Below are 15,615 nucleotides of genomic sequence, written 5' to 3' on the forward strand. Positions count from 1 at the left end.
AAGCTCTGGCCAATCAAAGACGAAATAACCTGTACCGACACTCCCGGCCGAGACGCTCACATCCCTCCACCGGGTTCCTTATCAACAACAGCGCTCCGTTTTTCGCCCGTCGAGCGCTACGTTTTCTGACCGATGTCTACACATGTCCGCCTCTCGGGTTGCTCCGCTGTCGTCGACTTGTCACGATTTGCGACCCGTCCTGATTTCGAGCAAGTTGCTCTTTCCTGTGCACTCGCTTGAACTTTTTCATCAGGTCAAAGGCAGAGTTTGCTCGTGCGAGTGAGTGCACACCAAAACAGAGAATGTTCTAGCTTCGTTGGACGAAGTGATCTCCCGACTGAAACTGAATGGAACGATGTCGATTGTTGAGAAAAAACACGAAGCGGAAGGTGTTCGAAGTGTTGCGATTTATTCGGAATGCGAGCAGTTCCGCTACACGTTGACCCGGACATGGAACCGGCCCGTTCGGCGACGAGTGGCGTTTATTGGCCTCAATCCCTCAACAGCTACGGAAATTCAGAACGACCCGACGGTCGCACGCTGCATTCAGTTTGCCCGGGACTGGGACTTCGATGAGATGACCATGCTCAACGCTTTTGCGTTTCGGGCGACTGATCCGAAGGTCATGAAGCGACACGATCGTCCAGTCGGGATCGACAACGATCGATACATTCAAAAAGTGGTGCAGCGCAGCGATTTAATCATCTGTTGCTGGGGGACTCATGCGACTCATCTGGACCGCAGCCGGGAACTTCTTGAAAAGCTTGAGAAATGGAAATGCCCGCTCCATTGTCTCAAACTGACAAAGGCCGGCCTTCCCGGTCATCCGCTCTACTTGAAAAGGTCATCCGTCCCGCTGCAGTTGGCTTCTTCCTCGCAATAGCTCGACCGCTCGTGATTCGAAAATCATCTTGGGCAGCGATCGATGATTCCTTGCGAATCAGACAACCGAATCGACAGCGACAGACTTTGATCAAGAGAAATCGAGTCCTGTCATCGTTCCGGAACTTGTCTTGAAATGATCCGTTTCAAGTCCCACCTGTTGCAGCATGCTCACGTAGAGATTTGTCAGTGGATAATTGTTCTTCTGATCGAATGCGAGATGCTGGCCGTGTCGGAATTTTCCACCGGCGAGCAAAACGGGCATATTCTGATTGCTGTGATTGGACGCATTTCCAAGATTGCTTGTCAGAAACACAGACGTCCGGTCGAGGAGGCTCTCGCCGTCTTCGTCGACCGATTGCAGGTCTCGCAAGAAGTCTCCCCATGCTCCGACAATGGCGGCTTCGACGATCGCCAACTGCGAGAGTTTCTCTTCATCCAGACCGTGGTGGCTGAGCGAGTGGTAACCTTCGTCGACTCCTTTAAGCGGAACGACTCCGCCCGAACCGCCGAGGTGATAGGTGATAAAGCGAGTTGAGTCCGTTTGAATTGCCAGACGAACCATATCGGCCATGAGTTTCTGGATGCCGATGAAGTCGTTTGCGTTTCGGATGTCAACCGGTTTCTTGGCGTCAACTTTTGGCTTGGGAAGCTTCGCCCACTCCTCATTGGCGGCCAGTCGGTATTCGAGGTCACGAACGCTGGTGAGATACTCATCGAGTCTTTGTTGATCGCCCCGTCCAAGCTGACGCGAGAGTCGCTTGGAATCGTCCATGACGAGGTCCATGATGCTGCGTCCTTCGCGAATTCGCTGAGCATGGTTTTCTCGTTCAGCGGGGCTGTCATCAACGAAGAGTTGTTCGAACAACCGAGATGGCGAATCCTCGGCGGGAATCATCGAGCCGTTTTCGGTGTACGACGGGCTGTTGGTTCCGTTACTCGCGAGGACGAGTGAAGGAAACCGGGTTTGGTGTCCGAGGAACTTGGACATGTACTGGTCGAGAGAAATGGTGTTTTTCCCTTGTCCATTTCCACCCATCGGTTGGGCAGACAACAGGCTGGCTTCGGCGCGGTGTCCGCCACTCACATCTGGATGCGATGAACCCGAGACAACCGTGAACTTGTTCCGAATATCTTCGAGTTGTTTGAGATATGGGCTTGGCGTGTAACCGAATCCCGAGTCTTTCGGATTGAGGTTTTCACCGAGGAGTCCGAGGCCGAGAGTCATGGCGACGAACCGCTTTGGCTGCGCCGGTTTGCTCGCACCGGCAAAGGCTTTCTCCATCGCCGTCAGCCAGGGGAGACTGATGGCGACGCCTGCGCCACGCAGAATGGAACGTCGATTGAGTTTCAGCCCGCGTCCGAAATAGATTCGTTTACTCATCTGTTTATCCTCGTTATCTGTTGTCTTCGGCGAGTCTTACTGCGACGAGAAGAAGGTCACGGTTTCCCGGTGCTTGTTACTTCGACTGGAAGATGTCGCTGACCACGACTTCTTCCACGATTGTGCGAAAACCGAATTGTTCGTCACTGGCTGCTTCAACGATTTCTTGAATCTCGTCACGATCGGAGAAGGAAACCGGAGCCCCTGTTCCGTATGTGACCAGTTTGCTTGCGACATTCTCAGCGAGTCCTTCGGGGTTCTGGCAAACGAGTTCCTGAAACTCGGCGAGATTGTCAAACGTTTCTCCGGATGCGAGTGCGTTGCTGGGATCAATGACTGCTGCACTCTTTGCTTTCTTTCCTCTTTGTTGAGGATATCGATCGCGCCAGGCTCCGGAGGCGTCAAAGTGTTCGAGCACAAATCCGGGAGGGTCGATCGCTTTGTGACATGACGCACAGGACGGATCCGATTGATGCTTCTCCAGCATTTCGCGAATCGTGGTGGCTCCCCGAATGTCGGGTTCAATCCCGGGGATACCCGACGGAGGAGGGGGAATCTCAACTCCGAGGAGTCGCTCAGACACCCAGACTCCACGGAGCACTGGAGACGTTGTCGTTCCGTTGGCAGTCACTTTCAGAACTGCCCCCTGTGTCAACAGGCCGCCCCGGTTACTCTGCGGGTTGAGTGAGACATATTGCAATTCGTCACCCTCGACTCCATCAATCTCGTAGAACCGAGCCAGGCGTTCGTTCAGAAACGTGTGGTCGGAACGAATGACATTGGTGACGCTCAAATTGTTGTCGAGCATGTGTTGCAGAAATGCATGAGTTTCCTGCAGCATCGATTGCTGGACGATCAGGTCAAAATCCGGATGCAGTCGTCGGTCAGGAGTCGTGAAGTCAATCTCGGAGAGGTCGAGCCACTCCGCCGCGAAATCCTTCACAAAGTGTTCCGCTTTCGAATCCGCGAGCATCCGCTGCACCTGATCACGCAGTACGCCTTCGTTTTTCAGTTTCCGGTGCTTCGCGAGTTCGAGAAGTTCTTCGTCGGGAGGAGCGTTCCACAGGAAGTAACTCATTCGAACGGCAAGTTCGTAGTCGTCGAGTTGTTTCGAAGTCTCGGTGAAGTACAGAAATCGTGGCGAACACAACAGCGAACGGTATCCCAGACGGATCGAGTCGAGGAGATTTTGGTTCTCATTGAAGGACTTCATGACGAAGTTCAAATATGGCTCAATCTCGACTTCTGTCACCGGTCGACGAAATGCTCGATTCGCAAATTTCAGCATTAATTCCTGAAGGTCGCGGCGGGGTTGCTCGCTGTTGACCTTCGAATACTTCCAACTTTTTTTGCTGTGAGAGACCTCAAGATCGCCCAGCAGAACGTTTTTGATTTCCTCATCGGAAGCACCATGATGGATGTGCTCAACGACGATGCTTTCAATCGCGACTCCGGGGACATTTTGCGGAGCACCTTCGCCTGTTCCGATTTGTCCTCCCGCGAATCGAGCCTTCTTCAATTCAACATCTGCTGGACGAATCTCCAGCATCTCGCCTCTCTCAAGCCAGCACTCTAAAGTCCACTCGTCCATTTTTTCAGTGGCTTCAAAGGCTCCTACCCATGAAAGCAATGAGGAACTCGATACGCATTTTCCCGACCGAACAGAGCACCAGACGCCGTGTTCATCCGGGATGTTCAAAGCTTTCGCCCGAACGGTGAATCGGTACCAACCATCTTCGCGTGCCGTCGTCGCTGGGACGCGGCCATAGAACGAAACCGTACCCGACCATGTGACCGCCATGCCGTCGATGAGTTCCGGTTCGCGCGTCCGTCGACGAGGATTCGTTCGCGAGATGGCTTTCGCTTCCAGCGTTTTCACGTCGCGATCGTTTCCGGTCAGTGCTCGACGGAATGCCTCGTCCAGTGCGAGGTCAACGATGTCAAGGTGTTGCTGCAATTGGAAGTGAGACATCGCCTGTCCATCACTGACAGTCGTAAACCCATTCGATTTTGGTTCTTCGGGCATTCGTTCAGCGAGTGGGATGTCGACTCCGAGCAGGCCATGAAGTGTTCGTTCGAGTTGGAGATTTGTCAGGCGTCGCCCTTGAACACGACCGGTTCGTTCACGTTCATGCTTCTCCAACTGTCGCAGCCAGCCACCCAGTTTCTCTCCGAAAGCCTCGCGGTCAGTGTCGGAGAGATCGGAGCCTTCTTCCGGAGGCATTTCTCCTTGTTCGACGCGATCGTAGATGCGAACCCATCTCTCCAGATTTTTGGAGTCGGGTGAGTCAGCTTGCAAAGCGGTGATGTCGAAGTTGGCTTCTGCGAATTCGCCTTCATGACAACCGGCGCAGTGTTCTTCTAGAAACTCGTTGATTTCGCTGGGACGCTTGCGAGTTGATTCGGCATTCAAAATGGTTCCGGTGAGCAGCAGAACGGACCCCGAAACGCAGACCATCAATGATCGCAAGATTGAATTGGGGCGGAAATGACTCATGGGAAAACCTGGGGCGGATTGCTTTTGCCGGTGTACTCGTTTGGACGGAACTGTGTTGTATCGTTCAGTGCGCTCGTGCGAATTCGTAAAGACGAATTCGATAATTACTGAAACGGGAAAGTTGTTTGCGGAGGCTTCCAAATGGTAGCACTCAACGGGCTTTCCGTTGGAGTGAACCAATCGATATTGCTTGTGCAATCGAACCATCTGTCTTAACAACAACCGAGTGGTTCGCACGTTGACATTGCCCGGGTGGGGTGTGGGCGGGTGTGTTCAAACAGGCTGCTGTGAACCTGTGTGAATATTTGGTCTTAGGTCATGTGAATCATGTCACCAATGAAACTCATCGGCACGTCGCGAGACGATGTTTCAATCGAGTCCAGCTGTGCGATGGATGAAGAATTATTGCACTCGGGTCCTGCAGGATGCAACAAATCTCCATACGCATTCTACGTTGCATCCATGCGGGACTCAACACAATTCAATGACAACGGCTCATTTCGAGATGTCCCGTTCGACCTTGATCGGGGGGGAAAACAACGTCGAAGAGAGTCGATTGTTACGAGAATTTCGCCAAAATCGACCGGCGCTGTTGTTCGGGTTACTCGGTCCAACCCATTCTCTGAAGCCAGTCGGAGCAGAGTAATGGCCAGCGGGTGATCGGTTGATCGTCGACAGGACGCAATCCGTAGCCGTGACCGCCCGATTCGAAAACATGCAGTTCACACGGGACGTCCGCTTTCTTCAAAGCAACAAAGAGAAGGGCACTGCTCAACGGGCTGACGCGATCGTCATAAGCATGCACCAGAAACATGGGGGGCGTTTCGGAAGTGACATTCAAATCGTCAAGCAGTCCGTCTTCCGACTCATTCGTAAGCCACGCCGGGTAAATAAGAATGGCTGAATTCGGTTCGAAAGACTGCTGATCCGATTCGTCAACAGCTTCGTATTGCCGCTCCGTCATGATCGCTGCTCGTGCGGCAGTATGACCACCTGCTGAGAATCCGAGAACACCAACTCGGTCGGGATTCAATCCCCAGTCCTCAGCGTGAGCCCGCGTGAGCGAGATGGCTCGCTGCGTGTCTTGAACAGGAGCTTGCCATTTCGGGTCGAGATCCCGCGTGGGAACACGATACTTCAAGACGATTGCCGAGACTCCCAGCCCGTTCAACCATTCGGCAACTTCGGTCCCTTCCAGATCCCAGGCAAGAATCGAGAAGCCTCCTCCGGGACAAATGACGACCGACGATCCGTTGCGAATTTCTTCCGGAGCCAAGTAGACATGCATCTCCGGAGTGGAGACATTGCCGAGTTTGATGATGCGGCGACCCGCAATCAGGCGGTCTTCGGGTTTAGTGAAGTCCTGTTCCGGCCCGACTTCGCGATCGTCGTTCGGAGGAGTCGATGGCCACAGCTTGAGAACGTTATCTTGAGCAACGACGCTCTGCGACGGAATCACACATGCAGCCACAACTGCGAGCCACAACAGACCAAACTTCAATACCGAACGATTCATCAAGATCTCCTTTTGTGTTGAGATTTTGACGCTATCGATTTCGATCAGGTTTGTCTATCGAGTGCGCTTGTGGAAACTGACGGAGGAATGACTTTCGAGATTCCTCGATGGCGTGTCTTTTACGGCAGCTTGGTCGCAACTCATGAACATGGTGCCTGGCAGCTACTCAAATTTTCGCATCACTCCCGGGTAGACCATGTCGGTTGGTCTCCGTTCACCCAAACCATGTGTCAGAATGAGATCTTCCCCCACAAAGTTGGTCGAAAAGTCAGCGACGATCAGATTGTAAACAGGCGCGTTCTCTGCAGGGGTGATCGATGTGATTTCTCTCGTTTCACCGGACAATGTGACGAACGACATTCCCGGTTCAAGTTCTTTGGCCAGCCTCCATCCCAGTCCTGACACCCAGAAGGGGTGCCCCAGGCTGCATCGAATTGTCTCGCGAGACGTGGCGATCTCGATTGTCTCGGTCTCTTCAATTATTGAACAGTGAAGGACTGGTTTGAATGTGATCTCACCGGTTTCAATGTCCTGTGAGAGAACCTGATCGCCGACAGCGATTTGATCAATCGCGAGCGGACCTCGTTCCGTTTCAACGAGTGTCCCCTGCACCAGACACGATGTCGTACGCCATACAGGCGTCAACATGCGCAGAATTGGGGGAGGGGACCAGAACGTCACGCCGAATTGGTCAACTCGTTGCGCCCTTCCCCGACGATTTTCAACATACCAGGTGCCGTCATTGTAGCTGTCATTGAGTTGCAGCTTTGCATCCGAAAGCTGCAGTTCCTGGTACTGATTCCACCAGTCAAACCAATCCTCTGGTGTGTCCCAATCTGCGGCATCCTCAATTTGCGTTGCTGAGGCGAGAGTCCTGATGATGCGTGCATCGCGCACGTCCTGTTTTGTTTCGATGGCGGCTTGACCATAATTCATCAGGATCGCAGAGCCGATATTCATCTTTGCGATGTCAAACAAGACGGGTACTTCATCACGTCGAAAAACCGGTCCCCAGAAGAAGAAATTCGTCCCGTATCCGTAAGTGAGATTGTCTCCCTCGACCACTCGAACTTCACGATTCGTCGTCACTCTCGTGTTGGAAGAGTCCACGGTGACAACGCGAGTGACCGTGTTCAACGGGTTAATTCCACCGATCGTTCCCAGATCAGGATCGTAAAATTGGTAGCGCGTGGTTGTCGACGTCATCCCTCCAAGTAGGTAGGGGACATATGTTTCGAGTCGTCGATTCCGCAGAAGTTTTGCAGCTTGCGTTCTGAATTCTGCTGAATTTGAAAGCACTGCCTGGCGAGCCAGTGCCTCACATGCTCGGTAGCTGTCGATTGTCCCTAGCCAGTCCTGGAAGATTTTCGCCTCTCTTGCACCCTTTGAAGCAAAGTTTCGTTCGAGGGCAGGAATCGCATCCGGAGTGCGAATTGTGTTGAGTTCGGCGATCCATTTCTTCTCTGCCTTCGACCCTGGTGCGCAGTGGGAAATGAGTGTTGAGAGTCTGTCGATCTCTATTTCCCATTCAGCGAGATTTTCTTCTGTTCGGGCAGCTTCGTTGGACATCCGTCGAACTTGTTCAGGAGAAATCCAGGTCCCATTTCGATAAATATGACCGAGGCGTTCGTGTGCTTCGTGGAAGCTGTAATCAATGAGGAGAGCCCGGACCAAGTGAGCGCGTTCTTCGGCATACAACCCGTGTTCCCGACACCCGTCCGCAAGGAAGAGATGGTCGCGAAAATTGTCTTCCAGCTTGGAGCGTTCCTCTCTGTATCTGTAAAGACGGTTCCAACGATCGTCTTGCTCTACGACCCGGTGAAACGGCATCCAGTCGTTCCCGGTCCAGACATCACCGGAAATCCACTTGTTTAACGGGTGATCCGGATGGCTCTCGAGGAACTCGCTCAGGAATGGATCTCGTTCAGTTTGCTCTGTCGTTATTTCGGTAACCACTTCTTCGGCAGAGAGGCGACTTAGGGAGTTGAGTCCTGCAAGACTGGCGACGATTCCGAGAAGAATGAAAGTGTTCCAATGACGGACGGACATGGGGAGTCTCCGTGAGGGATTGAGAGCATCCAGTGAGTGTGGTGTCGCAAATTATTGTTTGAGAGATTGAAGTAGTTTTGTTCTTTCGGCAGCCAATGATCCGTCGTAGTACGAGGAGAATTCGCGGACGCGGCGACTGGCAGATTTGACCCGGCGATTCGAATTGACATCCTCTTTCGCGTTTTCCTCGGAACGTTCAATTTGTGCCTGCAGTCGTTCGAGCTTCTCCAGTTCTGCTCGGGCGCCTGCGGATTGTCGATGGTACTTCCCGGCCAGTTCCTGACGACGTTGAATCATCCGTCGGCCCGCTGCCGTCAACTCACGGCGGCTTTGCATCAGTGTTGCGTAGCTGTTGGAGATCACAAGTAAGTCTCGCTCGGCTGCCATCAACTGTTCCTGATAAGCAGTTCCTTGCCTGCGTTTAAATTCGATAGCTCTCCGTTGTAGAGCTATCGAATTCCGTGTTGCATTGTTAACGATCCGTCCGTCGGATGCTTGGACCAACTCGGCAATCTCTGTGCTGAGGATGTCGATTTTGATTCGTAAATCAGTGATGACATTCTGAACTAGAACGAGGTTGGTCTGAATGGAATCTTCGGCTTCCAAAGAGGCGGAGTACTGTTCCTGCAGCGTGGCGATTTTGGCATCGAGGTCAGCGACATCGTCTGTGGCGACGTCCCGGAACTCGTTGAGTTTCTCTTCGAGTTCGACTTGCTGCTGGGCGATTTGTTCGCTCTCTTCTTTTGCTTTCTCAAGCTCTTCGGTTTTGGCGATTCGACAATCGCTGACTTGGTCTTTTCGATGGCTGCGAGCAGGCTTCTTCGAGTGAGTGCCGCATCTCCAAGTCCACTCCGGAAATAGAGGCTGTAGCGATCTTTGAGGTTCTCACTCAGCCGAGCTTCGAGCAGTTGTGCTTCAGCAGAAATGGACGCGTTTCCGAGGGAGTTTTGAAGAAAATCAATCGCGATTCCGGTCCAGTACGCACTTTTCATTGCCTGGGCGAACTGAGGACTGTCATGGGGGATCGAGCGAATGGCCTCTGCCAGTCCTTCAAGTTCCGTAATCGCTGATGAGTATTTTCCTTTTTCGATTTGCTGCCGAATCAGTTCTTCACGCGCGAGCAGGACCGGTTCAGATGCGGACGCCGCTTCTTGAAGCTTGGCGGCGCCTTCTGTTGCCTGAAAGTTCTTGCGCAACACGATCGAATAGGCATAGTCCAGCAAGCTGGATTCGCCGCCGAGTTTTGCACGCTGACGATTGTAAATTGCCTCGAGAATGGAAGCTTCGACGGGCCCTTTTTGAAATCCCGCATCCAGGAGTTCATTGACCGCCAGGAAGAGGGGATTCGGAGTTTCAGGTGTTTCGGGGGAATCTGTTGTGGGTTCAGACGGATCATCAGCGACGACCTCGCCTGAGTCCGCACCGGAAACTTGACCCAGAACCGGGCTGCTAAGTGAAGCAGCCAGCAACACGAGGCATGAAAGTGCCGAAAGAATCTGCGAATCGCCACTCATAGTGAGCCCATATCCGCAATGAATTGTTCACATACTGAACTCGACAGAATCCTTTCGACAACGCATTTTCTTCACAATGCGCCGAAGCTGCCAACTCAGCGAAGTTTGGACACTGACGACGATGTCAGTAATTTTCACAGCCCATCAGACGCTTGATGTGGCTGCGTCTCATCTTTTCGAAACCAGTTGTTTCCCGTACGAAAAGTCCCGATGCATCGGGGCCTACTTCAAAAATACGGGAGGGAGAAATGGGATCAGCAGAAATTATTCCGAAAATCTCTGCAGCGCCCGTTTTTTAGATTCCTGGTCGATTAGGTAGAGGAGGGTGAACGCGAAGCAGGCAGGGAGTGGGCGTTCTGCGAGTTTTGTGTCACGAGGTCTTCTGTTCAAGTCCTCGAATTCCTGTTGCCGTGCTGGTGCCGAACGTGTCGATGTCGAGCCCCATCTGTTGAGCGAACGTCACGAAGAGATTCGCGAAGGGCGTATTGTCGACCGCATCATGAGAAACATAGTTTCCATGCTTGAATCCTCCGCCTGCCACAATCACTGGCAAATTGCGGGGGCTGTGACTGCTTGCGTTGCCGAGATTTGAGCCGTAGAGAATGGTGGTTTGGTCGAGGAGAGTCGATTCAGTTTCTTCGACGCTCTTCATCTTGCCGAGGAACCGGTTGAAAGCAGCGAACTCTGCTTGTTCGATGATTTTGAGTTCGTCGATCTTCTCAGGATCCTTTCCATGATGGGAGAGCTGGTGCCAGTCCGTGGAGACTCCGTCGATGGCTGGAACAGCGTTCATCCCGCTAAGTTGGAATGTGGCTGTTCGTGTTGAGTCACTCTGCAAAGCCAGAACGAGCATGTCATACATCAGATTCTGACGGCCAATCGCATCCGCCCGATCGCTGATGTCTACCGGAGCCTTCGCTTCGATATCGGGTTTCGGTCGAGTCGCCCAGGATGTCGATTGGTTGAGTCGGCCTTCGAGTTCGCGAATGGCGGTGAAGTACTCGTCGAGTTTTCTCTGATCTTGTGTGCCCAACTTTCGATTAAGTTTTTCAGCGTCGCCTTTCACCGTGTCGAGAATACTTTTCCCTCGATCGAGTTGTTTGAGTTCACGTTGGACTTCGGTGCTTGAGCCATTGACGAAGAGGGCTTTGAAAACATTCGACGGCCGAGTTTCGCCGGGGATTTCGACTCCGTTCGAATTCCAGGACATCGAACGACCACTCGTCGACAAAACGAGACTCGGAAATCGCGTTTCCAACCCGACCTTCTCCGCGATGAGTTGGTCGACGGAGATGGTGTTCTTGAATCCAGCAAGCCCCGGACGTTGAGCCGAAGTGAGCCAGGTCAGTTCCGATGCATGGCCGTTGTTTCCCTGTTGTTCAGGGTGAGCGAGTCCCGAGACGACAGTCAGTTGGTCGAGATGTTCCTGAATCTGGCTGAGGTAAGGAGTGCTCCCGTCGAGTGACCCTTCTTTCGACGGAAACAGGAATGGCGTGTGAAAACCGAGTGTCGCACACAAAGCGACGAAACGACGCGGCGTCGACTTTTGCGAATTCGTGTTCGCTCGGGCAGAACTTTGAAACGCGGGAACCATTGCGTCGAGGAAAGGAAGTCCAACGACAGCAGCTCCTGCCCCACGAAGAAAGTGGCGGCGGTTAAGGGTTGGTGTTGTCGAGAAGTAAATGCGTTTCGATGTCGACATGAGGCTGCTGGGGGTGAGGTTGTATTAGTGCGAGGTCAAAACGCTGTTCGGGAAATGATGTTGCCATCACGATTCGACAAGTGCTACTTGCTTCGAAAGATGTCGCTCTCGATGACGGCGTAAAGGAGTTCACCAATCCCGGTTTGATTTTCGATCGAGTTCTGCACGATCTCGTCAATCTCATCGCGATCGGAAAAACCGAGCTCGCGACCTGTGGCAAACGTCAGGAGTTTCTCAACAAATGTTCGGGTGAGTATCTCTTTCTCCTGGCTGAGCTGATCTCGAAACTCCTCAAAGCCATCGAATTTCTTTCCGTCTAGAGTCTCTCCGGATGGGTCCACATGCAACCCAAGTTTGTAACGGCTCTTTTTTCCATGGACGATTTTCGAGATCGGAGTTCCTCTTCCGGAGGTGATGCGATACCGGTCTCGCCATGCTCCGATCGGATTAAAACTCTCCAGTGCGAAGCCAGGCGGATCGATCATCTGATGACAGGAACGGCAGTTGTCAAGATTGCGGTGCTTGGCCAGTATCTGCCGAAGCGTCGAAGCTCCTCGCGTGTCCGGTTCCACTCCGGGAACTCCGGGCGGAGGAGGGGATGGTGTGGTTCCGAGAATTCGTTCCAGCACCCAGACTCCACGAACAACCGGGGACGTATTCGTTCCGTTGGCAGAGGCCTTCAAGACCGCCGCTTGAGTCAGAAATCCGCCACGGACCTGGCTCGCTTTGTCGTCTCCCAGGGCGACCTTTCGGATCTCGGGGCCGTCCACTTCTGGAAGTCCGTAGTGATCCGCGAGTCGGCTGTTGATCATCACAAAGTCCGACTTGACGAGAGTTTCAATCGGAAGATCTTCCTTGATCAATGTTTCAAGGTAAGCGAAAGTTTCGCGCCTCATTGAATGGAGAAGAAACTGATCGTATTCAGGGAAGAGGACAGCATCGGGGGTTGTGAATTCGAGTTCTCGAAGGTTGAGCCACGATTCGGAAAAATCGGAAAGAAACCGGTCGAACTTTTCACTCTTGATGAGCCGAGACGCTTGTGATCGCAGAGCGTCCGGATCGGTGGTCAGTTTTCCCTTCGAAGCTGCTTCCAGGAGTTCTGAATCAGGACTTGTTCGAGTCAGGAAATACGACAGACGGGTGGCGAGTGCAAAGTCGTCGAGGGGGCCCGATGGTTCTTGAAGGAAGAGGAATCGCGGGGAGCACAGGATCGCTGCCGCTGCCGTTTTCAGAGCGTCTTCAATGGACTCACCACTTTCCAACTGCGAGCGAAATAACTCCAGATACGGTTGAATGTCTTCATTCGTGGCGGGTCGACGGAAAGCTGCGGTCGCGACTCGGTGCAATGAGCCAGCGGCTACAGCTGTTGGATCGTCTGCGACAATTTCAAATCGGGGCCGATACCATGACTTCTCTCGATCTTTCGGATTTTTGGGCGGAACTTCGCGTCGATCGACTCCATCGAAGAGAAGACGATGGCCGCGACTCGGAAATTCTTCCGTCAACGGCCCATCGAGTTTCACATTCAGAATCGCCAAACCCGGTCCGCGATAGCGATCAATTCCCAGTTTCTTGATGACGTACTTGTTGTCGTAAATTCCATACGGAGTGATCTCAATCATGTAGCGATCTTCGATCCAGGCAGTCAGCTCGATTGTCGTCGGTTCTCCCGGAGGCATCGCGAAGTACTCGAAAGTCGGACGTTCCAACCCACGAGCAAATGTTGTGGCTCCGATCGAAAACTCGATTGGCTCATCAGACTGATAGGCATAGCCCGTCACTCGAATTCGGTACCAACCGGCAGAGCGTGTGCCTGCTTCTCTGAGCATTCCGGTCGGGTAGCCCCAAGGTTGAAAGAAGACAACGGCACCGTCTGGAAGCTCCAGCCAGTTCTTCCCGAGGAATCGATCAGCATTCGCAGTCTTGGCATACGAAGCTTCGATATGAATCGATTCCGGAGGGGAAGTGTCAGAGGCGATACTGGTTTCCAGAACAAGATCCGCTGCATCCAGATATCGCTGCAATTGGACCATCGACATATTTAATGCCGATCCGATGTTGTCGAACTCGTGAGACAAACTGTCCGGCGGGAGGAGTTCGGCCAATTTCAAGTTTGTTCCAAACAGATCATTGAGAGTGTTTTGATATTCGGAAGCGTTGAGTCTTCGAAGTTGTGTTCCTTTTTGAGCAGCATGTGCCTCGACGAGAAGCGGTCGAATGGTCGACAGAAATTCTTTCCGGTCGTCTTTGGAAAGAGTGCTCGCATCCGGAGGCGGCATTTTCTCCGATTCAATCTTGTCGAAGATGCGGACCCAGGTGTCCAGCCAACGTGCTTCGTCGATCGAACCTTCCACAGTTGTCAGATCGAGTCCACCTTCAGCTGTGGACGAGTCGTGACAGTCCAGACAATTTGAGGAGAAAAACGCGGTGCTGACATGTTTTACGTCCGGAGAACTCGCGCAGCACGATCTTCCATCAACCAGAATCATCAAAGCGAAACTGTTCAGGATAATTGCGAGTGCAGCGACCGGGAGGTTGTGAAATCGGAACATCGGGTTGGAAACACTCATCGAAAACGGCAGGTCTGGAATAATCGCAACTGAGTGAGATAGTATAGCCTTCCATTTTGACGACGTGCTCGTCAAAGAACAATGAGCGTCGCAATTCTTTATTCTGCTACGGTTTGCAACGGGTAGAGAGGGGCGGCACTGGCAACTCTGCTCGGGTGTCGAATACGTTAGAAAGTACACCGTGATCGCTCATCACAGGACATGAGCCAGAAGAGAAAAGCTGGTTACCAACGAGGAAGCAAAATGCTGGTTGTTACGGTCAGATTCGAGACAAAACCTGATTGCGTTGAAGAGTTCCGCGAAGCCATTCTGTTTCAGGCTCGATCTTCGCGGGAGAATGAAGAAGGCTGTCGACAGTTCGATGTCTGTCAATCCATTGACGAGCCGACGGTTTTCTCTGTCTACGAAGTCTATCACGACGAAGCTGCGTTCGAAGCACATAAAACCAGTCCTCACTCTGCGATTACACGCGAACGCATTGGAGATCTTCTCGCGTCGCGAGACCTCAAGATCTGGACGCGAATCAGCGAGTGATTCTTCGCGACGGGCAGGGATCGCTTTCGCAATTCGAATTGCGAAGACGTTTCGCTTGTGAGAGAAGAGGGAATCTGGCATCGCTCGCTGTTCAAGCAGCGGGTCACAGATTCAGCGAAAGAAGAGGATTCTGACTCTCAAGAGTGGCTTAAGCAGACTGTCCGATTCTGTGCACTCGTTTGATTTTTCGGCACAAACGAGAGCACCGATCGAGCAGATTTCTACCTGGTGATTTCTCAAAGAGGTTGAGAAGTCGAACCATCGCTTGCCAGATCGAAGTCGAACGTGGAAGAATCTTCATCCACTGTCACGATGATCTTGGAGTCTTTCCGATAGGCGTCGCGGAACTTCTCGACATCCGAATTCTCGACGACAGTGCCTTCTTCGGATTCTTCATTCCCCCCACCTTCTTCTTCGGAGTTCAATCCGAGAATCTTTCGTGTGGTGCTGAATTGAATCTGCTTCTCGCCGGGCATAATGCCGTACTTCTCGCTGTTGAACCAAAGTCGATAGTACCCTGACGAATTGGTGAGCCCATAGGACTCATTTCCGTTGGAGACATCCTTGAACGAGACGACGGCTCCGGGAACGGGTTCTCCATCAACCTTGACAGTCCCACTGATGTCCACGAGGCCGAGGCTGGCGTAATCTGGAGATTGCGAGCTACATGCCGAGAGACAGATTAACGAACAAACGAATGCAAAGCGATATGTGATCATAGTCAACGAATAAGTTAAACAGTGTCAGTGAATCTGTCCGGAAATTCAGACAGAATGAAGATGAAGCGGGAACGATCGAATGTTGTTGAGTCTAAGAGGCTATCCGGAAACTGAGGTTTTGTGAAAGTCTGGTTTTGTTCACACTTTGCGGTTCATCAACGCAAAGGAGTGCACGGTGTCCGAGGCGATTCGAAAAGCGTACCCAAGTGACCTGACTGACCTTCAGTGGGAGATGATCGAAATGATTC

12 protein-coding genes are annotated in these 15,615 nt (G+C 52.4%); 3 read left to right on the plus strand and 9 right to left on the minus strand.

Annotation, left to right across the window (positions count from 1 at the left end; all coding sequences use genetic code 11):
• Both KOR42_RS27555 and KOR42_RS24150 read left to right on the plus strand, forming a co-directional pair.
• Positions 1-203 (plus strand): hypothetical protein (locus tag KOR42_RS27555; protein WP_231741109.1); only part of this gene is annotated, 203 nt, incomplete at its 5' end.
• Between the two features lie 152 nt (positions 204-355).
• Positions 356-883, plus strand: coding sequence for a DUF1643 domain-containing protein (locus tag KOR42_RS24150; RefSeq protein ID WP_146512401.1), 528 nt, complete (start codon positions 356-358; stop codon positions 881-883).
• A gap of 90 nt (positions 884-973) precedes the next feature.
• Here the strand turns inward: KOR42_RS24150 and KOR42_RS24155 are convergent, their stop codons facing one another.
• From KOR42_RS24155 to KOR42_RS24190, 8 genes are all read right to left on the minus strand, one after another.
• Positions 974-2,266, minus strand: a complete 1,293-nt coding sequence (locus tag KOR42_RS24155; RefSeq protein ID WP_146512402.1) for a DUF1552 domain-containing protein — start codon at positions 2,264-2,266, stop codon at positions 974-976.
• 76 nt (positions 2,267-2,342) lie between these two features.
• Entirely contained in the window at positions 2,343-4,724 is a 2,382-nt protein-coding gene (locus KOR42_RS24160; protein ID WP_231741110.1) for a DUF1592 domain-containing protein, read from the minus strand.
• A gap of 640 nt (positions 4,725-5,364) precedes the next feature.
• On the minus strand, positions 5,365-6,279 hold the full coding sequence (locus tag KOR42_RS24165) for an alpha/beta hydrolase (protein WP_146512404.1): 915 nt from the start codon (positions 6,277-6,279) through the stop codon (positions 5,365-5,367).
• A gap of 162 nt (positions 6,280-6,441) precedes the next feature.
• Positions 6,442-8,328, minus strand: a complete 1,887-nt coding sequence (locus tag KOR42_RS24170; protein ID WP_146512405.1) for a polymorphic toxin-type HINT domain-containing protein — start codon at positions 8,326-8,328, stop codon at positions 6,442-6,444.
• A 51-nt stretch (positions 8,329-8,379) separates the two neighbouring features.
• A complete protein-coding gene (locus tag KOR42_RS24175) occupies positions 8,380-8,715 on the minus strand; it encodes a hypothetical protein (protein ID WP_146512406.1) in 336 nt (111 codons plus the stop codon).
• A 179-nt stretch (positions 8,716-8,894) separates the two neighbouring features.
• Positions 8,895-9,842: a hypothetical protein gene (locus tag KOR42_RS24180; protein ID WP_146512407.1), complete on the minus strand. Its 948-nt coding sequence runs from the start codon at positions 9,840-9,842 to the stop codon at positions 8,895-8,897.
• 370 nt (positions 9,843-10,212) lie between these two features.
• Entirely contained in the window at positions 10,213-11,544 is a 1,332-nt protein-coding gene (locus KOR42_RS24185; protein ID WP_197441539.1) for a DUF1552 domain-containing protein, read from the minus strand.
• Positions 11,545-11,627: 83 nt separating this feature from the next.
• The gene (locus tag KOR42_RS24190) at positions 11,628-14,114 is read right to left on the minus strand and encodes a DUF1592 domain-containing protein (protein WP_146512408.1); all 2,487 of its coding nucleotides are present in this window, start codon (positions 14,112-14,114) and stop codon (positions 11,628-11,630) included.
• Positions 14,115-14,357: 243 nt separating this feature from the next.
• Between KOR42_RS24190 and KOR42_RS24195 the strand changes: the two genes are divergently transcribed.
• On the plus strand, positions 14,358-14,648 hold the full coding sequence (locus KOR42_RS24195; protein ID WP_197441540.1) for a putative quinol monooxygenase: 291 nt from the start codon (positions 14,358-14,360) through the stop codon (positions 14,646-14,648).
• Positions 14,649-14,884: 236 nt separating this feature from the next.
• Here KOR42_RS24195 and KOR42_RS24200 read toward each other — a convergent pair whose 3' ends face one another.
• Entirely contained in the window at positions 14,885-15,373 is a 489-nt protein-coding gene (locus KOR42_RS24200; protein ID WP_231741111.1) for a carboxypeptidase-like regulatory domain-containing protein, read from the minus strand.
• Positions 15,374-15,615: the final 242 nt, after the last annotated feature.

It is taken from the genome of Thalassoglobus neptunius (assembly GCF_007859735.1).
GTDB classification, from domain to species: Bacteria; Planctomycetota; Planctomycetia; order Planctomycetales; family Planctomycetaceae; genus Thalassoglobus; species Thalassoglobus neptunius.

Coding starts and splice junctions, on each gene's coding strand:
- KOR42_RS24150 (WP_146512401.1), top strand. CDS start 356: ATGTCGATTGTTGAGAAAAAACACGAAGCGGAAGGTGTTCGAAGTGTT.
- KOR42_RS24160 (WP_231741110.1), bottom strand. CDS start 4,724: ATGGTCTGCGTTTCGGGGTCCGTTCTGCTGCTCACCGGAACCATTTTG.
- KOR42_RS24165 (WP_146512404.1), bottom strand. CDS start 6,279: ATGAATCGTTCGGTATTGAAGTTTGGTCTGTTGTGGCTCGCAGTTGTG.
- KOR42_RS24180 (WP_146512407.1), bottom strand. CDS start 9,842: ATGAGTGGCGATTCGCAGATTCTTTCGGCACTTTCATGCCTCGTGTTG.
- KOR42_RS24185 (WP_197441539.1), bottom strand. CDS start 11,544: ATGTCGACATCGAAACGCATTTACTTCTCGACAACACCAACCCTTAAC.
- KOR42_RS24175 (WP_146512406.1), bottom strand. CDS start 8,715: ATGGCAGCCGAGCGAGACTTACTTGTGATCTCCAACAGCTACGCAACA.
- KOR42_RS24170 (WP_146512405.1), bottom strand. CDS start 8,328: ATGTCCGTCCGTCATTGGAACACTTTCATTCTTCTCGGAATCGTCGCC.
- KOR42_RS24155 (WP_146512402.1), bottom strand. CDS start 2,266: ATGAGTAAACGAATCTATTTCGGACGCGGGCTGAAACTCAATCGACGT.
- KOR42_RS24190 (WP_146512408.1), bottom strand. CDS start 14,114: ATGAGTGTTTCCAACCCGATGTTCCGATTTCACAACCTCCCGGTCGCT.
- KOR42_RS24195 (WP_197441540.1), top strand. CDS start 14,358: ATGCTGGTTGTTACGGTCAGATTCGAGACAAAACCTGATTGCGTTGAA.